This is a genomic window from Sphingobium sp. D43FB, assembly GCF_002312805.1.
GTDB lineage: Bacteria > Pseudomonadota > Alphaproteobacteria > Sphingomonadales > Sphingomonadaceae > Sphingobium.
Window position 1 is genome coordinate 55,477 of record NZ_NMUA01000022.1, and the last position, 19,961, is coordinate 75,437.

Genomic DNA, 19,961 nt, shown 5'->3' on the forward strand with positions numbered 1-19,961 from the left:
TATGGGCAATGGACAGGTGCCGGTGGCCGATGCCGCCGCTGAGGACGTGCCGGTGAGTCCGGCCTTCGAACAGCTGCCGCCCGAAAGCCCGATTGCGATGCCGGAGCAGGATTTCAGCGCGCGTCCGCCGCTGATCGTGCCGCGCCGGTTCAATATCGACCTGTGGGCACGGCGCATGCTGGTCGTGCTGCTCGCCCTGATCCCGACTGGCATGGCCGCGCATGAGATGCGCCGTTCGATCGGCCTGGACGGCATTTCCTTGCTGGAGGGCATCTATCTCGCCCTGTTCATTCCGCTGTTCGCCTGGATCGCGTTCGGCTGTGCCACCGCGATCATCGGCTTCCTGCTGCTGACGGTGGGCAAGGGGCGTAGCGTGACGCCGCGCCCGCTGCGCGCGTCGCAGCCGTTGCAGGGCAAGACCGCGATCCTGCTGCCGGTGTGTAACGAGGATTTTCTGGGCGTTCTGGGGCGGTTGTCGATCATGGAGCGATCGCTGGCGCAGGTGATGGGGCGCGAGCGGTTCGAATTCTTCATCCTGTCCGATTCCAACGTGCAGAGCGGCGAGACGGAGCGGGCGGCCTATCTGGAAATGCGCGGGTCTTTCTCCCGCCCCGTTCATTATCGCCGCCGTGCGCGCAATATCGGGCGGAAGCCCGGCAATATCGCCGAATGGGTCGAGCGGTTCGGCGGCGGTTATGATTATATGATCGTGCTGGACGCCGACAGTATCGTCAGCGGCCAGACCATGGCGCGGCTCGCCTCCGACATGGAGCGGCATCCGCAGGTCGGCTTGATTCAGACCGTGCCGGCCGTGATGGGTGCGGCGACGCTATTCGCGCGCTGGCAGCAATTTGCGAGCCGCCTGTTCGGGCCGATCTCGGCAGCGGGCATGATCTGGTGGGCCGGGTCCGAAGGGATGTTCTGGGGCCATAATGCCATCGTCCGGGTCAAGGCCTTCGCGCAAAGTTGCGGCTTGCCCGAACTGCCCGGTCGTGCTCCGTTCGGCGGGCATATCATGAGCCATGACATGCTGGAGGCGGCGCTGTTGCGACGGCGTGGCTGGGACGTGCATATGGTCACGGCCGACGATAGTTTCGAGGAATTTCCGCCGTCCATGCCCGACCTCTTCACCCGCGACCGGCGCTGGTGTCAGGGTAATATCCAGCATGTGCCGTTGCTCGTACGGATTGCGGGGCTGCATCCGGTCAGCCGGTTCCAGTTGCTGGTGGGTGCGACCGCCTATTGCACGTCGCCCATGTGGCTGACGCTGATGCTTGTGGTGCTGGGCGGCGGGGCGAGCGGGGTGTGGCCGCCCACCGATGTGCTGCCATCGGGCGGATTGCTGGCGGTGACGGCTTTCCTGTTGTTTGGCCCCAAGCTGCTGGCCATGCTGTGGGCCTTGCTCGACCCGGCGCGGCGGATCGGCTTTGGCGGCGCGGCGCGGATGACGCGCGGCGTGATCGTGGACATCATCCTGTCGATCCTGATGGCACCGGTGGCGATGCTGACCCAGACGATCAATCTGTTCGGCATATTGATGGGCCGCAAGAGCAGCTGGAACGGGCAGACCCGCGACCGTGACGGCATGGCGATCGGCAGCGCGATCTGGCTGTTCAAATGGCATATCTTGCTGGGCGCGCTGCTACTGGCGCTCGCGGTGCAGGCGGACAGCGGCATCGGCTGGATCATTCCGGTGACGGCGGGGCTGTTCCTGGCGCCCGTGCTGGCGGCGGTTACCGCGCGCAAAGATCTGGGGCGCAGGGCCGAAGCGAGCGGGCTGTTCCAGGTCGCCGATCCATGGTGGCGCACGCAAAGCTATCGGCCGTTGCGGTTCCGCTGGCCCAATGGCGAGGAACGGCGGGTCGGACGACTGGCAGCGAACGACGAATAGGGTCAGTCCCAGTCGCGCAGTTTCTCACGCAGCTTGTCGAGCGCGGCCTTCTTGATCTGGCAGACGCGCGCCGCGCCGATGTCCAGCGTGTGGCCGATTTCCTCCAGATTGAGTTCTTCGACGAAATAGAGTTGCAGCACCAGCGCCTCGCGCTGGGGCAGTTCGCCGATGCAGGCGGCAAGCGCTTTCTTGAGCGATTCGCGTTCCATGACGTCGTCGGCGCGGTCCTCGACATCGGCGAACCACATGGACTGGTCCGAATAGACCTCGTCCATGCTGGTGTGCTGGACCATTTCGACGCTGTCGGCGAGTTCGCGATAGTCGGACGGGTCGAGGCCCATTTCGGCGGACATTTCCGCTTCGGTCGGCAGCCGTCCAAGCGTCTGTTCAAGACCATTGCGGCAGGCGGCGAGTTGCTTGCGCTTGGCCATGGCGGAACGGCAGATGGTCGCCTGCCGCCGCAGATGGTCGATCATCGCGCCGCGCACGCGCAATTGGGCATAGGCGGCAAAGCCGAAGCCGCGATCTTCGAAACTGTTGGCGGCCTCGACCAGCGCGAGCATGCCGATCTGGAGCAGATCCTCCACCTCGATCGCGCTCGAAACGCGGCCATGGACATGCCAGGCGATCTTGCGCACCAGCGGCATATATTGGCGGGCGAGCCGCTCCGGGCTGTTCTCGCCGGGCTTCGCGTAAGTATGGGCGCCGGCCGCGATCTTGTTCATATACATGGCTCAGCCTCCTTTCAGGCGACTCGTTCGCGCGCTTGCTCGTGGCGGGGTGCCGGATCGTGGCGGGGCATGGGGCGCTGTTCGCCGCCCACGACCGCGACCACTTCGACGCCCTTGCCATCCGGAATTTCGAGGAAGGACAGGACCGGCGTTTCGGGCAGATGCGGCTTGAACAAGCGCGCCAGCGCCCGCCTGGCCAGCGGCGAGGTGACGATGGCGAAGTTGCGCGCCTGCCCCAGCAGCGGCCGGGCGGCCTGGACCACTGCTTCGACGATGCGGTTGGCGAGCGCGGGTTCGATGGGGTGGCGAGCGTCGCCCGCCACGCGCATGGCCTGCGCCAGCATCGCTTCGAGATCGCCATCCAGCGTGATGACCGGCAGCGGCATCTTGACGGGAACCAGCCCCTGAATGATGAGCGCGCCGATTCGCTGGCGCACAGCCTCGACCAATTGTTCGTGGTTCATGTCGGGCCGGGCGGCGTCGACCATCGCCTCGCAGATGCGGCGGAAATCCTTGAGCGCGATGCCTTCGGAGAGGAGTGCGCGGCAGAGCGCGCTGATCTGGGTGAGGCTGAGCGTGGCGGGCGTCAGGCCTTCGACCAGTTGCGGCGCGGCGTCCTTGAGCGTGTCGAGCAGCTTGCGCGCTTCGTCGAGGCCGAACATTTCGGCGGCGTTCATGGCGATGAGCTGGTTGAGGTGGGTTGCCACCACGGTCGGCGGATCGACCACGGTATAGCCCGCGATGACCGCTTCGCTGCGCTTGGCCTGCGAAATCCAGACGGCATCGAGGCCGAAGGTCGGGTCTTTGGTCGGGCGACCGACGACCACATGTTCGAGCGCGCCGCTGTCGAGCGCGAGCAGGTCGTCGGGCCAGATTTCATCTTCCCCCACCACGACACCGGCAATGGTGATGCGATATTGATTGGGTTCGAGCGCCAGATTGTCCTTCACCCGCACCATCGGCACGACGAAGCCCAGTTCCTTGGACAATTGGCGGCGGATGCCGGTGATCCGCGCCATCAGCGGCGCGCCCTTGCGTTCGTCGACCAGGGCAATGAGGCCATAGCCGATTTCGAGGCCGAGGATCGCGCCGTCCGACACGTCATCCCATTCGATCACGGCCGGATTCGGCGCGGGGGCGACGGGGGCGGGTTCAGCGGCTTTCGCCTGGCTGGCCTTGCGCAAGTGCCAAGCGATGCCGCCCGCCACCGCGGCGGCGGACAGGATGATGAGATGCGGCATGCCGGGCAGGACACCGAGGAAACCAAGGATCGCGGCGACCGGCACCCAGGCGCGGCCCGACCCGAATTGCCCCGCAATCTGGCCGCCCAGATCCTGCTCGCTCTTGACGCGGGTGACGATGGAGGCGGCGGCGATCGACAGCAGCAGCGCGGGGATCTGCGCCACCAGCGCGTCGCCGATCGCGAGGATGATATAGGTCTGGGCCGCTTCGCCGATGGCGAGGCCATGACTGACGACGCCCAGGATGATGCCGCCGATGATGTTGATGACGAGGATCAGGATGCCCGCGACCGCGTCGCCCTTCACAAATTTACTGGCACCATCCATCGAGCCATAGAAGTCGGCCTCGGTCGCGACTTCGACGCGGCGCAGCTTGGCTTCTTCGGGCGTCATCAGACCTGCATTGAGGTCGGCGTCAATCGCCATCTGCTTGCCGGGCAAGGCGTCCAGCGTGAAGCGCGCCGACACTTCGGACACGCGGCCCGCGCCCTTGGTGATGACGACCAGGTTGATGATCATCAGGATGGCGAAGACGAAGATGCCGACGACATAGTCGCCGCCGATCAGGAAATGGCCGAACGCCTCGATCACCTGTCCGGCTGCGTCCGAGCCTTCATGGCCCGACACCAGCACGACGCGGGTGGAGGCGACGTTGAGCGCCAGGCGCAGCAGCGTGGCGAACAGCAGGACGGTCGGAAAGCTGGAGAAATCGAGCGGCTTGGCGGCGTTCAGCGCCACCATCAACACCGCGAGGCTGATCATGATATTGGTGATGAAGCCGATGTCGAGCATCACCGCCGGGACGGGCACCATCATGAACAGCACGACCATCAGCGTCGCAAAGGGCAGCACCGCCCCCTGGACGGCGCTCATCCAGATCTTCGCTTTGACTTGGGTGGGAGTCATGAGGAGCCGTTACCTTCCGAGGGTGGCGAGCATGAGATAGGCGAGGCGCGCGGTCTGTGGCTGGGGCCGGATGCCGACATCGACCTGTTCGCTAAGGCGCTGGGTCTCGATCCGCACATAATCGGCGGGCTGGACCGTCTTGGCACCCGATGGCAGCGCGGCGGCGGCATATTGCATCTCGCCGCCGAGGCTGCCGGAGCTTTTTTCGAGCTTCGCGGCGAAACGGTCGCGAATGTCGGCGAAGCTGCGCGCGCTGCCTGACCGGTCATAGAAGATCGACCGGTTGGCGCGCGCCGCGGCGGGAAAGAGCGAGGCGGCGGTGGCGCCGGGTGCCCGATCATGGACCGACAGGAATTTGCTCGCGCCGCCGACGCCCAGAAAATGGGCGAGATAGAGATCGACGGGTTCGGCTTCGCGGCCGAGCTTCTGTTCGAGATAGGCCTTGTTGTCGGCGGCATGTTGCGCGGCCATGACGGAGGCGGTTTCAGGGTGTTTGCGCAGGTCGAGTATCTGCTGGCGCAGTTCCGGGTTCGAAACATAGAAGCGGCCGTTGCTGCCCTGGCTGATCGCGTCGGATGCCCAGCCAAGCCCATAGTCGCTGCCATGCTTGTCGATGACGGCGAGCCAGCTCTGGTCGATGAATTGATAGAGGCCGGTCGCCGAAGATGTGGTCGCGCGCGCGGTGGGATTAAGGCTGCTTTCGATCTTCGCCTGACCCAGCAGATAGGAAAAGTCGACACCGGTGCGGCGGCTCGCCATGGCGATCGCGTTTGTCACGCGATTGCCTGTCGATGTCGCCCCGGTAGTGATGTCTGCGAAAGCCGACACTTGACCCTATTCCCCAATCATTGCGGGGATCATTAGAGCAAGGCTTGTGCCAAGATTTGGTTAACGCGGCGTCAGGAAATTTGACCCGCAACGCAAAACGGCACCTTTCGGTGCCGTTTTAGGGAAAACAGGAAATAAAGTTTAGCGGCCGTAGGTGAGCGGCGCGTGGGTCGATCCATGGGCGGCAAGCATGGCAAGCCGTTGATTCGCATGGTCGGCGAGCAGGCTGACACGCACGCGGGCGCTTTCGAGCAAGGGCAGCATGGCGTTCAGCCGTTCGATCACGATCGGTTCGGAGCGCCATGCACCGACACCGCGCACGGCGGCGGCGGCCCGGCTGACGCGGTTGCTCGCCAGTTCGATGGCGACGGCATCGGTGCCGTCCAGCACATCGCGCAGATCCTCGAACGCTTCGAACAGGTCATCCAGCGCGGCGAGCCCCAGCGGCATGATCGTTACCCCGCAGCAGACAGGTCGAGCGCGACCATGCGATCAGCGATCGCGGCGGCATCGACCGGATAATTGCCCGAAGCGATCGCGGCCTTGATCGCGGCGATGCGGTCCATATCGACCGGTGCGCCTTCTGCCGCCATGCGGGCAGCGGGGCTGGCAGAAGTCGACGCGGGTGACGCCGTCGCTGAACCGGTGGTCGAAGACGCGCGCGTCTTGCCCCCTTCGCGCAGGCGGGTCGCCTCTATGGCAGCACTGATGCTTTGGCCGACAGATTTGATCATTGGCTTCAATCCTTCACTCGTCCCTATAGGCGTATAACGGACAAGTTCAAAAATCCTTAAACCCCGGAACACGCACAAGGCCCATTTCCACGACCTGGGCCAAAATGGGGGCGGCGCGCTTGTCTTCGCGGACGCGGATCGTGTCGCCGACGGCGCCATCTTCGTCCGCGATCATACCGCGCGAGACGTTGAAGAGCGCGTTGCCAGCGATCAATTGCACCGGATCGCCCTTGCGCACGACGTTTTCCTGGGGCGTGGCGCGGGCGGCGGGTGTGAAGCGGCTGGCGGCGCGTGGCACTGGTCCCGATGCGGCGGCCGATGCGCCTGCAACGAGCGGCACGCGGATGCGCCAGCCAAGCGATTCGCATTTGACCATTGCCGCACCGAACACCGGGCCTTCGACCTTGGGCATCGTCGGGCAGGCGGCCAGTTTCAAGCGGCGATCCACCGGGGCCATCGGCCCACCCGGTTCGCCCAGATTGGCACCCACCGACATCGCGACGAGGCTGTCGATGCGATCGAGATTTTCGAACCGCTGCTGCGCCTGCACGGGCGCGGCGACAAGCAGCGCGGCATTGGCGAGAAGGAACGGATAAGCGCGAGGCACGGCATGTCTCCTGACAAGGTCGGCGGTTCTATGTCGGGATTTTCAGCAATATCCGTGCCAAGTTGGTTAACGCGCGTCCGGCAGCCCCGGCGCGATGCGGATCACCTGCCCCTGCCCGCTTTTGCCGTCGGACTGGTCGAGGCCGCGGATCAGCAGCCGATCCTGCGCGATGCCATCCAGTTTCAGCGCGCGGGCGACGGCGCCAAGGCGAGCGGCGGCCAGATCCCAATCATCGAAGCGCTGGCGGGCGCGGTCGGAGCCGCGACTGCGTATCTCGACGCCGCCAGGCTCGCGCGCAAAGCGGCGGGCAATGGCGGACAGGCGCGCCTGGCCCTGCCGCGTGAGCAAGGCTTCGCCCGGCTCGAACAGATCGGCCGCGCGCAATTCCACGCCCGGCCGCATCGCTCGGCCGCCAAATTGCTGGGCGACGCCCGCCAGCACGACATCGCGCCGCGCGCCGCTGGCCTGCAACAGCACGAAGAAGGCGAGCAGCAACAGCAGCAGATCGGCAAAGCTGACGGCCCAGCGATTGCGCCGGGCGATGGCGGAGGCCGTGCCTATCATGCGACTTCGCGTATCGCGCCGCGCCGGATCGGCGCATTTTCGCGCCGCGCGATCGCCAGCATTCGGGTTACCGCTTCGCGTTGCCAGGCAAGTTCCTGTTCGGACAGGTCGATGAGGCGCGCAGCGATCGGCGCGGCGACGACATTGGCGATCACCACGCCGTAAAAGGTGGTCAGCAGCGCCAGCGCCATGGCCGGACCCAGCGCGGCGGGATCGTCCATCGCCGCGAACATGCCGACGAGGCCGATGATGGTGCCCGCCATGCCAAGGGCGGGCGCGGCATCGGCGATCGACAGCCAGGCCTTATGCACCGCGCCATGGCGCTGCGCCCGGTCGGCAAGCGCCTGGCCTGCCCAAAGTTCGAACTGGTCGGTGCGGTCGCAATTGGCGAGCTTGCGCGCGGCGTCGGTCAGGAAGGGCGAGGCGGTCTTGACGCGATCGGCGCAAGCAAGCCCGCGCAATTGCGCCACCTGATCGATTTTGAGCATGGTCGCACGGGCAGCGTCGCGGTCGCGCGCGGGGTCGGCCGTGACCAGCGCACGCAGCGCCAGCAACGCCCGCCCCAAGGCACCCGCGCCATTCTGAAACAGAGCGACCAGCAGGATGCCTGCAATTATTGCGAGCAGCGTCACGGGATCGAATAAATGGCCTATAATAGTGATCATATATGCCTGTCCCCATAGGCCCGTAGCGCGACGGCAAGATGCTGCCGCAGCCCGGCAATTTTTTGCCGCCCTTGCCGCCTTCCCCCGCAAAAGCCCGGATTTCCGGGCATTTCCGCCTTGCCGTTGCGTCACCCACGCAAAATGGCACGGCTCTTGCTGAATTCAGGCTGGATCACCCGCAATGGACGCCATCAGGGGTCAGAACGGCGGGGGAAACGAAACTTTTAGGGCCAGCAGGCAAAAAGGGCAGGATCAGTGGAAGACGGTTTGTTCGGCATTCATGGAAAGGCGCTGGCGCTTCGCTCGCAGCGGCTGTCCCTGTTGGCGTCCAACATCGCCAACGCATCGACCCCCGGCTACAAGGCGCGCGACATCGATTTCGACGCCGCGCTGCAAAAGGCGACGACGCAGGCGGGCAGCAATGCCGCCGACGTGTCCAAGGCGGTCGATGACGCCATGGGCTATCGCGTGCCGCTGCAGCCCAGCCTCGACGGCAATACCGTCGAACTCAGCACCGAACAGACGCTGTTTGCCGAAAATGCGGTCAAATATCGCACCACCCTCTCCTTCCTTGAGGGTCGCATCAACACCATCAACCGTGCGCTCAGGGGAGAATGAGCATGAGTGGCTCTGGTCCCATGAACATATTCGACATTGCAGGGCGCGCCATGAGCGCGCAGCTGGTCCGGTTGAACGCCACCGCGTCCAACATGGCCAATGCGGGCAATGTTACCGGCAGTGCGGCGGACGCCTATCGCGCGATCAAGCCGGTCTTCACATCGGTCACCGACAGCCCCGGCATGGCGAGCGTCAAGGTTTCCGACATCGTCACCACCAAGGCCGAGCCGACCAAGCGGCATGACCCCAACCACCCGCTGGCCGACGCCAATGGCGATGTGTGGGAAGCGGCGGTGGATAGTAATGCGGAGCTGGTCGACATGATCGAGACCGCGCGCATGTACCAGAATAATGTGCAGGTGCTGAACACTGCCAAATCCCTGATGCTCGAAACCATAAGGATCGGCAAATGAGCACGATTTCAACGGCCACCGACGCAGCCGGGCTGTCCGTCTATAACGCCAATGCCAATGTCGGCACCGGCAAGTCGGAAATGGGCCAGGCCGATTTCCTGCGCCTGCTCACCGCGCAGATGCAGACGCAAGATCCGTTCGAACCGGTCAACAATGCCGAAATGGTGTCGCAGATGGCGACCATCACCAATTCGAGCGGCATCGCCGAAATGAACGCGACGCTCAAGGGGCTGGCCGCCGATATGGGCGGCACCCGGCTGGGCGATGCGGCAAGCTGGATCGGCAAGTCGATGCTGGTGCAGAGCAATATCGCCGCGCCTGACGCGAGCGGGCTTTATGCGGGACAGATCACCCTGCCTGAAGCGACAGACGGCGCGAGCGTCGACCTGATCGATGGCAGCGGCAATGTCGTCAAGACCATCGACCTTGGCACGCAGGCCGCCGGCGACGTCACCTTCTATTGGGATGGCAAGAATGATGCGGGCGACACGATCGCCAGTTCCGCGCTGCAAGTGAAGGTCAATGGCGCGACGCCCAGCAAGGTCGCGACCTGGGCCACCATCGCCGCGGTCCAGTCCCCCGCCGACGGATCATCATCCAAACTCATTACCGCGCTCGGCAGCTACAGCCCGTCCGACGCCATCAGCCTGATGTAATCTCACCCCCTTTTTCTTCTTTCCTTTTCACCCAGGGAGCAACGCCATGTCCTTCTATATCTCGCTGTCCGGCCTCAAGGGCGCCCAGACCGATCTGGCCACCATTTCCAACAATGTTGCCAACGTCAATTCGACCGCCTTCAAGAAGAGCAAGGTGCAGTTCGGCGACATTTTCGCTGCCGCGCCGATGCAGACGACCAGCCAGGTTGCGGGCCAGGGCGTGCGCGTGCAGGGCATCGCCCAGCAGTTCACGCAAGGGACGATCGAAACCACCGACAAGACGCTGGACCTCGCCATCACTGGCGAAGGCTATTTTACCGTCAAGGCGCCCGACGGCACCGTCAGCTATACGCGCAACGGTGCCTTTTCGGTCGATGACAACCGCTATGCCGTCGATACGACCGGCGCGCGCATCCAGGTGTTCAGCGTCGATCCGGCCACCGGCGCGCTGACCACGCCGCCGACGTCGGCGAGCAGCCCCGCCGATCTGACCGATCTCCAGATCCCGACCACCTATCTGGGTGCCGATGGCGGCGCGCAGTTGACCAGCGTCGGCGTCGCCAAGAACGGCCTGGTGTCGGCCATCTATGCCGATGGCAGCACCGCCTATCTGGGCCAGGTCGCCATGGCGTCGTTCAACAGCCAGGAAGGCTTGCGCCAGGAAGGCGATGCCCATTGGTCTTCGACCGTCGCGAGCGGCACGCCCATCCTGGGCACCGCCAATGAAGGGATGTTCGGCGCGGTCAACAGCGGGTCGCTGGAACGCTCGAACGTCGACATCACCGAGGAACTGGTGGCGCTGATTTCCGCGCAGCGCAATTTCCAGGCGAACAGCAAGGCGATCGAGACGGCGAACACGCTGACCACCACCATCGTCAACATGCGTACCTAAGCATCCAACGGTAGAAGGCTTCGTCCATGGACCGGCTCGTCAACACGGCACTTACGGCAATGCGCGGCGCGATGGCGCGGCAGGCGTCGATCGCGAACAACCTCGCCAACGCCAACACCGTCGGCTTTCGCGCAGAGATTGCCAATGCCGAGACGCGCTGGCTCCAGGGCGACACGTTCGACACGCGGGCGCAGGCGTCCGAACAGGTCATCGCCGCCAGCATGGAGGGCGGGGCCGTCACCGCGACGGGCAATCCGCTCGACGTGGCGATGAACGGCGACGCGCTGCTGGCCGTGCAGGGCACGGACGGCAGCGAAGCCTATACCCGTCGGGGCGACCTCAAAATCTCTGACAGTGGTCTGCTAACCACCGGCGACGGCTTGCCGGTGCTGGGGGCTGGCGGTCCCATCACCCTGCCCCAGCTCGACAGCGTGTCGATCGCGCAGGATGGCAGCATCTGGGGCGTGCCGCAGGGCGGCGACCCGGCCAATCCGCAGCTGGTCGATGCGCTCAAACTGGTCAGCCCGGTCGGCTCTGGCATCGCCAAGGGCACCGATGGCCTGTTCCGCGAGGTGAATGGCGGCACGCTGCCGCAAGACCCTCTGGCGTCGGTTACCGCCGGATCGATCGAGGGATCGAACGTCAATGCGACCAAGGCGCTGGTGCAGATGATCGAGGCGAGCCGCGCGTTCGAAACGCAGGTGAAGCTGATCGATACCGCCAAGCAGCTGGACGATGGCGGCGCGTCGCTGATGCGGCTCGATAGCTGAGGGATATGGTTAATATTGGCACGCATCTTGCTGTGTCTGACGCATAAGCTCCCTTCCAAGGGATGCCGCACGGAGAAATGAACGATGAGCAACGCCGCCCTTCATGTCGCCCGCACCGGCCTTGACGCGCAGAACACGAAGATGCGCGTGATCGCCAACAATCTGGCGAACGTCAACACCACTGGCTTCAAGCGCGACCGCGCCGATTTCGAAACGCTTGCCTATCAGCAGATGATCGCGGCGGGCGCCAATTCGGACAGCGAAAACAAGTTCGCGACCGGCCTGAACCTGGGTTCGGGTGTCTCGCTGCAGGGCACGAGCAAGATCAATACGCAGGGCACGCTGAGCCAGACCGGCAATGCGCTGGACATGGCGATCGAAGGCTCCGGCTTCTTCCAGATCCAGCGCCCCGACGGCTCCATTGCCTATACCCGCGCGGGCAATTTCAGCGTCACTGCCGAGGGCAACGTCGTCACCAGCGACGGCCTGCCGCTGATCCCGCAGATCACCGTGCCCGAAGGTGCGACGTCGGTCACGGTCGGCAATGACGGCACGGTATCGGCGACGTTGCAGGGCGAGGCGGAACCCACGCAGCTTGGCCAGATCGAACTGGCGACCTTCATGAATGCGTCGGGGCTGCAGTCGATCGGCGGCAACCTGCTCACCGAAAGCGCCGCCAGTGGCGTGCCGCAGGTTGGCGTCGCGGGGCTGGAAGGGCGCGGTTCGATCCGATCGGGCAGCCTGGAAACGTCCAACGTCAATATCGTGGAGGAGCTGGTCGAGATGATCGAGACGCAGCGCGCCTATGAGGTCAACAGCAAGATGATCAAGGCGACCGATGAAATGCTCCAATACGTCAATCAGAATATGTGATCTGATATGATGTATGCCAATCAAAACCCGTTCGGGCTGAGCCCGTCGAAGCCCTCCACTGAGCAGCGCGAAGTGGCCTCCCTGTCGGTCGGCCGAGCCCTTCGACTTCGCTCAGGGCGAACGGCCATGTTTATCGTATCGGCGGCAACGCTGGTGGCTTTCGCCGCCTCTCCTGCCCTGGCGGGCAAGAAGCGCGATGCCGAACGGGCGCATTATGCGCCAGCCATCGTCGCGCAACCGCCCGTGCTGCAAGCCAATGGATCGATCTTCCAGACGTCGGTCGGCTATACGCCGCTGACCAGCGGCGCGCGCGCCACGACGGTCGGCGACATCATCACCATCGTCCTGGTCGAACGAACGCAGGCGACCAAGAGCAACAGCGCCGATACCAGCCGCAACGGCAATATCGGCCTGACGCCGCCAACGACCGGCGTGTTGTCCAAGCTCTTCTCCGCGAGCGACGTGGCGATGGGCGGCCAGAATAATTTTGCGGGCCAGGGCGGGGCGACCCAGTCCAATGCTCTGTCGGGCGAGATCACCGTGACGATCGCGGCGGTCTATCCCAACGGCACGATGCTGGTGAAGGGCGAGAAGGCGCTGACGCTCAATCGCGGCGACGAGTTCATCCAGATCAGCGGCCTCGTCCGCCAGGCGGACATCAGCCCGGACAACCGCATCGCCTCGACCCGCGTGGCCGATGCCAAGATCATCTACACCGGCAAGGGCGAGATCGCCCGCGCCAGCAAGCAAGGCTGGTTGCAGAGCTTCTTCTCGATGATCAGCCCCTTCTGATGGAACGGATACGCCCTATGGCCTCCTTCGCCAGTCTTCTGTCTTCCGTTGTTTCTTTGGGTCGCGATCTGGTGCGTCACGCGGTCGTCGCCATGGCCATGACCGTCGCGCTGATAGCGACCCCGGCGCAGGCCGAGCGGGTCAAGGATCTGGGGACGTTCCAGGGCATCCGGCCGAACCAGCTCACCGGCTACGGCATCGTCGTGGGCCTGGCGGGTACGGGCGACGATAGCCTGCAATATGCGACCGAGGGCATGAAGGGCGTGGTGTCGCGTTTTGGCCTGACCTTGCCACAGGGCATCAACCCCGCGCTTAAAAATGCGGCGGCTGTGCTGGTGACGGCGGATCTGCCTGCTTTTGCCAAGCCCGGCCAGCGGCTCGACGTGACGGTTTCGGCGCTGGGCAAGGCCAAGTCGCTGCGCGGCGGCACGCTGATCATGACGCCGTTGCGCGGTGCGGACAATGAAATCTATGCCATGTCGCAGGGCAATTTGGCGGTCGGAGGCCTGGGCGTATCCGGCGCGGATGGCAGCCAGGTGTCGGTCAACATCCCCTCGGCCGGGCGCATCCCCGGCGGGGCGACGGTGGAGCGCGCGGTCGCGACAGGTTTCGACACCGCGCCGACCCTGACCTTCAACCTGGCCGAAGCCGACCTCACCACCGCGCTGCGCGTGGCGGATGGCATCAACCGCGCCTTTGGCGATCGGCGCGCGCGCGCCATGGATGCCGTGTCGGTCGCGATCGACGCCATTCCGGGCGCAGAAGACCGCATTTTGATGATGGGCATGATCGAGAATATCGAGATTTCCCCTGCCGATGCCGCCGCCAAGGTGATCGTCAACGCGCGCACCGGCACCGTGGTCATCAATGGCGCGGTCCGCATCCATCCGGCCGCCGTCGCGCATGGCAAATTGACCGTAAGCGTCAACGAAGCGCCGCGCATCGTCCAGCCCGCACCCTTCAGCCGAGGCGAGACGGCGGTCGAGCAGCAGAGCGCCATCAGCATCGACGAAGAAAAGAAACCGATGGTCAATTTTAAAGGTGGGGCGTCGCTGGCCGATATAGTGAAGGCGGTCAATGCGATCGGGGCTTCCCCGGCGGACATGGTCGCCATCCTCGAAGCCTTGAAACAGGCGGGCGCAATGAAGGCGGAACTGGTGGTGCTATGATGCAGGTGACAACGACCCCCGCCGCCACGGCACCATCGGGTGCAGGTGCCGCGAACAAGGCCGCGCTGGAAAAGGCAGCGCAGCAGTTCGAGGCAATCTTCCTGCGCCAGATGATCGGCGCGATGCGCTCTGCGAGCCTGGCCGAAGGGATCAGCGATTCGAGCGCAACCGAGCAATTCCAGTCGATGGCCGATTCCCGCACCGCCGATGCGCTGGCGGGCAGCAACAGCATGGGCATCGCCCAATTGCTGATCCGGCAGTTCGGCGAACGGGTCGCCCCCGCTGCCCCGGCCACGGGCGAATGAGCGACCTATTCATCATCGGCGCGTCCGGCACTCGTGCCTATCGCACCGCCATGGCGGCGATCGCGGAGAATATCGCCAATGCCAGCACGGAAGGCTATACTAGGCGCAGCGTGACGACCGGCGAGTCCGGCGCATCCACCGCGACGATGGCCTATTATACCGCACGCGCCAATTTCGGCGGCGTCCAGGTGATGAGCGTGGATCGCGGGGCCGACCCCTATCTCGACGCCACCGTCCGCCTGACCACGATGAACCTCGCCAGTTCGGCCGCACGGCTGCGTTGGCAGGGCGATACCGAGATCGCGCTGAACGATGGCAGCACCGGCATCGGCCAGCTGATGACCGGCATGTTCGAGAATATGGACAAGCTGGCCGCCGCACCGGGCGACACGTCGCTGCGCGTTACGACGCTGGACAGTATCGGCCGCGTCGCCGACGCTTTCCGCCAGACCGCCGCCGATCTGGATGCCGTGTCCAAGGGGATCGAGGCCGAAGGGCAATCGGTGGTGGGCAGCGCCAATGCGTCGCTGGCCGCGCTGGCCGACATCAACAACAGCCTGCTGCGCGCGCAGCCAGGCACGTCCGCCTATGCCCAGTTGCTCGACAGCCGCGACGCGGCGTTGCAGGATCTGAACGAAACGCTGAACGTCGATATCAGCTTCGGCGCGCGGGGCGTGGCCGAAGTCAGCTATGGCGGGCAGACGCTGGTGACCGGCAATAGCGCGACTAGCCTGTCGCTCGCCGCCGATGACGATGGCCGCCTGTCGCTCAGCCTGAGCGACGGAACGGCGCTGTCCGCCCCAGCCAATGGCACGCTGGGCGGCCTGTTTTCCGCTGCCGACACGGCCGCCGACCGCGCGGACGATCTCGATACGTTGGCCGAACAATTTGTGACCAACATCAATGACTGGCATGCGCAGGGTGTTACCGATGGCGGCGCGGCTGGCGCACCTCTGCTGGCCTTTGGCGGCAGCGCGGCCAGCGTCACCGCACTGGCGCTTGCGCCCGACGACCTGGCGCTGCGGTCTGGTGACGGGACGCTCAACGGCAATCTGCTGACGGTATCCTCGACCCTGCGCGGCAATGGCAGCGTGGAACAAGGCTGGACCGCGCTGATCGCTACCCAGGCCAATCTGCTGGGCGCGACCAAGGCGGAAAACACCACGGCGCAGGGCCGCAACGACCAGGCGGTGGCAGCGCGCGAGGCGGTGAGCGGGGTCGACCTCGACATGGAAGCGGCCGACCTGTTGCGCATCCAACAAGCCTATTCGGGCAGCGCCAAGATATTGCAGATGGCGAAGGAAACCATCGATGCGATCCTCCAGATCATCTGACCGGCAAAGGGCTGAACCATGGTAGGCATTACGCACAAGATCATGCTCGCCGAAATCCGGCGGCAACAATCCCTGTCGAAAAGCATCGTCGAGGGGCAGACGGCGGTGTCGACCGGCAAAACGTTGAACAAGGCGTCGGACAATGCGCTCGCCTGGGTCCAGGTGTCGGACATCGCCCGCGCCCAGTCGCAACAGGCCGCCTGGCAGGCCAATATCAGCTATGGCACGACCCGCGCCACCAATGCCGAAGCCAATCTGGCCGAAGTGGACACCCTGTTGCAACGCGCGCAGGTGTTGGTGACGTCGGCGCGCAACGGGTCGCTCAACGACACCAGCCGCGCCGCGATATTGGAGGAAATGTCGACGATCCGCACGACGATCGGCGAATTGTTCGACCAGAAGGATTATCAGGGCACGCCGGTCTTCGACGAGGGGCAGAGCGTGTTGGTGCCGGTCAGCCGGGGCATGAACCTGGCAGTCGTCGCCACCCGGCAGGAGGTGTCCGAGGGCATCGATGTCGATGGCACGCCGATGTCGATCGACGACATATTGAGCCAGGCCATGACCGCGCTGGAAGGCAGCGACGATGCGGCCTTGGCGAGTGCGCTCGACGCGGTGAAGACGGGGCAGAGCCACATCGTCGTCGAACAGGCGCGGCAGGGCGTGCGCAGCGACCGGCTGGATGTCATCGGCACGCGGCTGACCGATATCGGCCTTGATTATACCGAGCGGCGCGCGAGCCTGGAGTCGACCAATTTGAGCGAGGTCATTTCCAACGTATCGGCGCAATTGCTGCAGCTGGAGGCGGCACAGTCCGCCTTTGCCCGGATCAACAAGCAGACGCTGTTCGACCTGATCGGCTAAAAAAACGGCTGTCCTAAAGCTGCCGCTAACCAGTCCGTATTAACCAAGTGACGGACCCTTTGATGGGGTCGATGCCCCAGGGCATATTTTTCGGGGATTACCATGTTAGCAGTCATCGGCCTTGTCGTCCTGTTGGTCATGGTATTTGGCGGGTTCATCATCACCGGCGGCGATATCGGCCCGGTGCTGCACGCCCTGCCCCATGAAATGATGATCATCGGCGGCGCGGCCGTGGGCGCGCTGATCATCGGCAATTCGGGCGCCGACCTCAAGGCGCTGGGCGGCGGCCTGGCCAAAGTCTTCAAAGGGCCGCAATATAAGAAACAGGATTTCCTCGACTGCATCTTCCTCGTCAGCAAGCTGATGAAGACGTTGCGGGTCGAAGGGCCGGTTGCACTGGAACCGCATATCGAAGATCCGGCCAGTTCCACCATCTTCACCGAATATCCGCGCCTGATGAAGGACAAGACGCTGATCCACCTGATCAGCGACACGCTGCGTCTGGTGGTGGTCTCGTCGGGCACGCTCGATCCGCATGCGGTCGAGGATGTGATGGATAACAGCCTCAAGACCCATCATCATGAAGCGATCAAGCCCGCCGACAATCTGCAGGGCCTGGCCGACGCCCTGCCCGCGCTCGGCATCGTCGCAGCCGTGCTGGGCGTGGTGAAGACGATGGGATCGATCGACCAGCCGCCCGCGATTTTGGGCGCGATGATCGGTTCGGCGCTGGTTGGCACCTTCCTGGGCGTGTTGCTGGCCTATGGCATGGTCAATCCCTTCGCCAATCGGTGCCGCAGCGTGATTGAGGCGGACGGGGCGATCTATCATGTCGTCAAGCAGATCATCGTCGCCTCGCTCCACGGTCACCCGCAGCCGCTGGTGATCGAGGCCGCGCGCTCCAGCCTGCCCCATGCGAACCAGCCGGCCTTTGCCGAAGTGTTCGACGGCATGCGGGGCAAATAAGCCGTGGCGGGGGACAAGAAACGCGGCGCGAACGAGCCCGAACCACGGCCGATCATCGTCAAGAAGATCATCGTGGAGGGCCATGGCGGTCATCATGGCGGTGCATGGAAGGTCGCCTATGCCGATTTCGTAACCGCGATGATGGCGTTTTTCCTGCTGATGTGGCTGCTGGGCGCGACCACGGAAAAGCAGCGCAAGGCGCTAGCCGACTATTTCACGCCGACACTGGTCGAACTCAAGATGGCGTCGGCTGGCTCCACCGGGCTGATGGGTGGCGACTCCATCATGGGCAAGGAAAATTATCCGACCACCGGCGGCCAAGGCAATTTGTCAATCACCATACCCAGGGACGCGAGCGGCACCAAGGACCAGGGCGGCAAGGCGATGCGCGCGGCCGACCGGCAGAAGTTCGAATCTATCAAGAAAAAACTGGAAGCGCAGATGATGCGCAAGGGATTGGAAAAGCTGCGCAAACATGTGCGGTTCACCGAGACGCGCGAGGGATTGCGCATCGACCTGATCGATGAAGCCGATTTTGCGATGTTCGCGATGGGCACCGACCGGCTGGTGCCGCAGGCCCGCGCGCTGATCGGCGAAGTCGCCACCGCGCTGCAGACCATGCCCAACCTGCTGATCGTGCGCGGCCATACCGATGGTCTGCCCTATGCAGCGGGACGGACGATGAACAATTGGCTGCTGTCATCCAGCCGCGCCGAATCGACGCGCAAGGCGCTGGCCGACAGCGGCATCGGCAACGCCCGCTTCGCCCGGATCGAGGGCGTCGCCGACCGCGAACCCTTCATCAAGGGCGACAGCTATGACCCGCGCAACCGGCGCATGTCGATCATCCTGGGCTGGACCCGTGGCGGCGACGGTGCGGAGGATGCGGACATGGACGCAGAGACCAAGGCCGCGATCAAGGAACGCGACGATCCGGTGCGCGTCGCCACGGAGCAGGCCAAGAAGCTCGACATGGGCGGCACGGCGCTGCCAAGCGGCGCGGCGCTGATCAACCCGTCAGCGGCGGGAACGTCGAGCAAGCCGGGTCAGCATTGAACGTAGCCGAGCGCTCAACGGGCAGTCTAATGATGGCTCGCTCCTAGGGATCAGTCAATAAGTCTCTCACTGGCACCCGACATGTAGGTACACCGCCGAGAAATTAGTTGTTATCCTATTGATCATGTGTGACCAAGACGGTGAAGTAGCTGAGCACGGATAGATGACGAGCGAAGGGAAACGCTATGGGCGGATTAAGCTCGATTGCGCGAAAACGCCGGGCATTTGCAGAAAATTCCTCTTTCCTAGATGGCCGGTTTCTCGAATTAGGTGCGTTCGACAATCCCATGTTCCGCAAGGAGGATGGGGATAACGTCAAATATGTCGATTGGCACAGCAAGGCGGAACTGATCGAACTGTCCAAGACCAGTCCGAACCGCGATATTTCAAAAATCGTCGATGTCGATTACATCATAAAAAGCAACGAACTATCAAAAGCGATCGGCGATAAATTCGATCTGGTTTGCGCCAGTCATGTGATCGAACATATACCCGATATGTGTCGGTGGTTCGAAGAATTAAGTGCGTTGCTGACGCCGCGAGGCCAGATATTCCTCGCCATTCCCGACAAGAGATACACATTTGATTTTTTCCGGCAGATCAGCCGGGCGACCGAATTCGTGCGAGCCTATCAGGAAAAACTCGTCATCCCCAGCATGTGGCAATTGGCCGACCATTTCTATTATCATCAGAAGGTGAATGCCGCCGAGATATGGGCAGGAAAAAATCCGGCGCTTTTTCAGCCCCGCTTCAGTTTGGCGCACGCTTTGGATCTGGCTGAAAGAAAATCCAGTTCCTATACAGACGCCCATTGCTGGGTATTTACATCGGACACATTCTGCCAGTTGATCGATGATCTTCGCAGCAGCGGGATCGTCAATCTCGAGGTGACGAATATCCAGCATCCGCTGGAACAGACCAATGAATTCATGGTCATGCTGCGCAAGACGCCGACCTAACCTCTCTTATTCACGACGCTCGGTTTCGGGCCCGCTCTGGGCATTTGCTGCGGCTGGCTGTATTGCGCGGACGACCGGCATCGCTGGCGTTTGTTTCACCGCATTCGGATTGATGGGCTTTTCGGGT

23 protein-coding genes are annotated in these 19,961 nt (G+C 63.8%); 15 read left to right on the forward strand and 8 right to left on the reverse strand.

Annotated features, from left to right (window positions below; genetic code table 11):
- The first annotated feature begins 1 nt into the window (after position 1).
- The gene (mdoH, locus tag SxD43FB_RS17045) at positions 2-1,891 is read left to right on the forward strand and encodes a glucans biosynthesis glucosyltransferase MdoH (protein WP_096063228.1); all 1,890 of its coding nucleotides are present in this window, start codon (positions 2-4) and stop codon (positions 1,889-1,891) included.
- A 2-nt stretch (positions 1,892-1,893) separates the two neighbouring features.
- On the opposite strand, the gene SxD43FB_RS17050 is transcribed toward mdoH, so the two are convergent.
- From SxD43FB_RS17050 to SxD43FB_RS17085, 8 genes are all read right to left on the reverse strand, one after another.
- Positions 1,894-2,622 carry a FliA/WhiG family RNA polymerase sigma factor gene (locus SxD43FB_RS17050; RefSeq protein ID WP_069065228.1) on the reverse strand — a complete coding sequence of 243 codons (729 nt, stop codon included), beginning with the start codon at positions 2,620-2,622 and terminating at the stop codon, positions 1,894-1,896.
- A 14-nt stretch (positions 2,623-2,636) separates the two neighbouring features.
- Positions 2,637-4,769, reverse strand: a complete 2,133-nt coding sequence (flhA, locus tag SxD43FB_RS17055; protein WP_096063210.1) for a flagellar biosynthesis protein FlhA — start codon at positions 4,767-4,769, stop codon at positions 2,637-2,639.
- A 9-nt stretch (positions 4,770-4,778) separates the two neighbouring features.
- Entirely contained in the window at positions 4,779-5,597 is an 819-nt protein-coding gene (locus SxD43FB_RS17060) for a flagellar biosynthesis protein FlgJ (protein ID WP_096063211.1), read from the reverse strand.
- 141 nt (positions 5,598-5,738) lie between these two features.
- Positions 5,739-6,047: a hypothetical protein gene (locus SxD43FB_RS17065; RefSeq protein WP_069065231.1), complete on the reverse strand. Its 309-nt coding sequence runs from the start codon at positions 6,045-6,047 to the stop codon at positions 5,739-5,741.
- Between the two features lie 5 nt (positions 6,048-6,052).
- Positions 6,053-6,331 (reverse strand): flagellar biosynthesis anti-sigma factor FlgM, encoded by a 279-nt coding sequence (gene flgM, locus SxD43FB_RS17070; RefSeq protein WP_096063212.1) that lies wholly within the window; start codon positions 6,329-6,331, stop codon positions 6,053-6,055.
- Positions 6,332-6,377: 46 nt separating this feature from the next.
- Positions 6,378-6,899 (reverse strand): flagella basal body P-ring formation protein FlgA, encoded by a 522-nt coding sequence (locus SxD43FB_RS17075; RefSeq protein ID WP_255245778.1) that lies wholly within the window; start codon positions 6,897-6,899, stop codon positions 6,378-6,380.
- Between the two features lie 105 nt (positions 6,900-7,004).
- Entirely contained in the window at positions 7,005-7,502 is a 498-nt protein-coding gene (locus SxD43FB_RS17080) for a flagellar motor protein MotB (protein WP_096063214.1), read from the reverse strand.
- Complete coding sequence (locus tag SxD43FB_RS17085) at positions 7,499-8,167, reverse strand: MotA/TolQ/ExbB proton channel family protein (protein ID WP_096063215.1); 669 nt, start codon at positions 8,165-8,167, stop codon at positions 7,499-7,501. The genes SxD43FB_RS17080 and SxD43FB_RS17085 overlap by 4 nt, the downstream gene beginning before the upstream one ends.
- Before the next feature lie 255 nt (positions 8,168-8,422).
- Here SxD43FB_RS17085 and flgB point away from each other — a divergent pair, with 255 nt between their 5' ends.
- From flgB to SxD43FB_RS17155, 14 genes are all read left to right on the forward strand, one after another.
- Entirely contained in the window at positions 8,423-8,785 is a 363-nt protein-coding gene (gene flgB / locus SxD43FB_RS17090; protein ID WP_069065236.1) for a flagellar basal body rod protein FlgB, read from the forward strand.
- 2 nt (positions 8,786-8,787) lie between these two features.
- The gene (flgC, locus tag SxD43FB_RS17095) at positions 8,788-9,198 is read left to right on the forward strand and encodes a flagellar basal body rod protein FlgC (protein ID WP_069065237.1); all 411 of its coding nucleotides are present in this window, start codon (positions 8,788-8,790) and stop codon (positions 9,196-9,198) included.
- Positions 9,195-9,854: a flagellar hook capping FlgD N-terminal domain-containing protein gene (locus SxD43FB_RS17100; protein WP_069065238.1), complete on the forward strand. Its 660-nt coding sequence runs from the start codon at positions 9,195-9,197 to the stop codon at positions 9,852-9,854. The genes flgC and SxD43FB_RS17100 overlap by 4 nt, the downstream gene beginning before the upstream one ends.
- Positions 9,855-9,900: 46 nt before the next feature.
- Entirely contained in the window at positions 9,901-10,746 is an 846-nt protein-coding gene (locus SxD43FB_RS17105; RefSeq protein WP_096063216.1) for a flagellar hook-basal body complex protein, read from the forward strand.
- 26 nt (positions 10,747-10,772) lie between these two features.
- Complete coding sequence (flgF, locus tag SxD43FB_RS17110) at positions 10,773-11,516, forward strand: flagellar basal body rod protein FlgF (protein ID WP_096063217.1); 744 nt, start codon at positions 10,773-10,775, stop codon at positions 11,514-11,516.
- Between the two features lie 84 nt (positions 11,517-11,600).
- Positions 11,601-12,389: a flagellar basal-body rod protein FlgG gene (gene flgG, locus SxD43FB_RS17115; RefSeq protein WP_069065241.1), complete on the forward strand. Its 789-nt coding sequence runs from the start codon at positions 11,601-11,603 to the stop codon at positions 12,387-12,389.
- A 126-nt stretch (positions 12,390-12,515) separates the two neighbouring features.
- A complete protein-coding gene (locus tag SxD43FB_RS17120; protein WP_096063218.1) occupies positions 12,516-13,181 on the forward strand; it encodes a flagellar basal body L-ring protein FlgH in 666 nt (221 codons plus the stop codon).
- A 92-nt stretch (positions 13,182-13,273) separates the two neighbouring features.
- On the forward strand, positions 13,274-14,350 hold the full coding sequence (locus tag SxD43FB_RS17125; RefSeq protein WP_096063229.1) for a flagellar basal body P-ring protein FlgI: 1,077 nt from the start codon (positions 13,274-13,276) through the stop codon (positions 14,348-14,350).
- The gene (locus tag SxD43FB_RS17130; protein WP_096063230.1) at positions 14,350-14,655 is read left to right on the forward strand and encodes a rod-binding protein; all 306 of its coding nucleotides are present in this window, start codon (positions 14,350-14,352) and stop codon (positions 14,653-14,655) included. The genes SxD43FB_RS17125 and SxD43FB_RS17130 overlap by 1 nt, the downstream gene beginning before the upstream one ends.
- Complete coding sequence (gene flgK / locus SxD43FB_RS17135; protein ID WP_096063219.1) at positions 14,652-15,989, forward strand: flagellar hook-associated protein FlgK; 1,338 nt, start codon at positions 14,652-14,654, stop codon at positions 15,987-15,989. Before SxD43FB_RS17130 ends, flgK begins: the two co-directional genes overlap by 4 nt.
- 18 nt (positions 15,990-16,007) lie before the next feature.
- Positions 16,008-16,853 carry a flagellin gene (locus tag SxD43FB_RS17140; protein WP_096063220.1) on the forward strand — a complete coding sequence of 282 codons (846 nt, stop codon included), beginning with the start codon at positions 16,008-16,010 and terminating at the stop codon, positions 16,851-16,853.
- Between the two features lie 102 nt (positions 16,854-16,955).
- Positions 16,956-17,819, forward strand: coding sequence for a flagellar motor stator protein MotA (motA, locus tag SxD43FB_RS17145; RefSeq protein WP_037477018.1), 864 nt, complete (start codon positions 16,956-16,958; stop codon positions 17,817-17,819).
- 3 nt (positions 17,820-17,822) lie between these two features.
- Positions 17,823-18,875, forward strand: coding sequence for a flagellar motor protein MotB (locus tag SxD43FB_RS17150; protein WP_096063221.1), 1,053 nt, complete (start codon positions 17,823-17,825; stop codon positions 18,873-18,875).
- 185 nt (positions 18,876-19,060) lie between these two features.
- Positions 19,061-19,834, forward strand: coding sequence for a methyltransferase domain-containing protein (locus SxD43FB_RS17155; protein ID WP_096063222.1), 774 nt, complete (start codon positions 19,061-19,063; stop codon positions 19,832-19,834).
- Positions 19,835-19,961 lie beyond the last annotated feature (127 nt).

Excerpts from the sequence above, each read along its gene's own strand:
- mdoH (WP_096063228.1), top strand. The coding sequence starts at position 2 with ATGGGCAATGGACAGGTGCCGGTGGCCGATGCCGCCGCTGAGGACGTG.
- SxD43FB_RS17050 (WP_069065228.1), bottom strand. The coding sequence starts at position 2,622 with ATGTATATGAACAAGATCGCGGCCGGCGCCCATACTTACGCGAAGCCC.
- flhA (WP_096063210.1), bottom strand. The coding sequence starts at position 4,769 with ATGACTCCCACCCAAGTCAAAGCGAAGATCTGGATGAGCGCCGTCCAG.
- SxD43FB_RS17065 (WP_069065231.1), bottom strand. The coding sequence starts at position 6,047 with ATGCCGCTGGGGCTCGCCGCGCTGGATGACCTGTTCGAAGCGTTCGAG.
- flgM (WP_096063212.1), bottom strand. The coding sequence starts at position 6,331 with ATGATCAAATCTGTCGGCCAAAGCATCAGTGCTGCCATAGAGGCGACC.
- SxD43FB_RS17080 (WP_096063214.1), bottom strand. The coding sequence starts at position 7,502 with ATGATAGGCACGGCCTCCGCCATCGCCCGGCGCAATCGCTGGGCCGTC.
- SxD43FB_RS17085 (WP_096063215.1), bottom strand. The coding sequence starts at position 8,167 with ATGATCACTATTATAGGCCATTTATTCGATCCCGTGACGCTGCTCGCA.
- flgC (WP_069065237.1), top strand. The coding sequence starts at position 8,788 with ATGAGTGGCTCTGGTCCCATGAACATATTCGACATTGCAGGGCGCGCC.
- SxD43FB_RS17100 (WP_069065238.1), top strand. The coding sequence starts at position 9,195 with ATGAGCACGATTTCAACGGCCACCGACGCAGCCGGGCTGTCCGTCTAT.
- SxD43FB_RS17105 (WP_096063216.1), top strand. The coding sequence starts at position 9,901 with ATGTCCTTCTATATCTCGCTGTCCGGCCTCAAGGGCGCCCAGACCGAT.
- flgF (WP_096063217.1), top strand. The coding sequence starts at position 10,773 with ATGGACCGGCTCGTCAACACGGCACTTACGGCAATGCGCGGCGCGATG.
- flgG (WP_069065241.1), top strand. The coding sequence starts at position 11,601 with ATGAGCAACGCCGCCCTTCATGTCGCCCGCACCGGCCTTGACGCGCAG.
- SxD43FB_RS17120 (WP_096063218.1), top strand. The coding sequence starts at position 12,516 with ATGTTTATCGTATCGGCGGCAACGCTGGTGGCTTTCGCCGCCTCTCCT.
- SxD43FB_RS17125 (WP_096063229.1), top strand. The coding sequence starts at position 13,274 with ATGGCCATGACCGTCGCGCTGATAGCGACCCCGGCGCAGGCCGAGCGG.
- SxD43FB_RS17130 (WP_096063230.1), top strand. The coding sequence starts at position 14,350 with ATGCAGGTGACAACGACCCCCGCCGCCACGGCACCATCGGGTGCAGGT.
- flgK (WP_096063219.1), top strand. The coding sequence starts at position 14,652 with ATGAGCGACCTATTCATCATCGGCGCGTCCGGCACTCGTGCCTATCGC.
- SxD43FB_RS17140 (WP_096063220.1), top strand. The coding sequence starts at position 16,008 with ATGGTAGGCATTACGCACAAGATCATGCTCGCCGAAATCCGGCGGCAA.
- motA (WP_037477018.1), top strand. The coding sequence starts at position 16,956 with ATGTTAGCAGTCATCGGCCTTGTCGTCCTGTTGGTCATGGTATTTGGC.
- SxD43FB_RS17155 (WP_096063222.1), top strand. The coding sequence starts at position 19,061 with ATGGGCGGATTAAGCTCGATTGCGCGAAAACGCCGGGCATTTGCAGAA.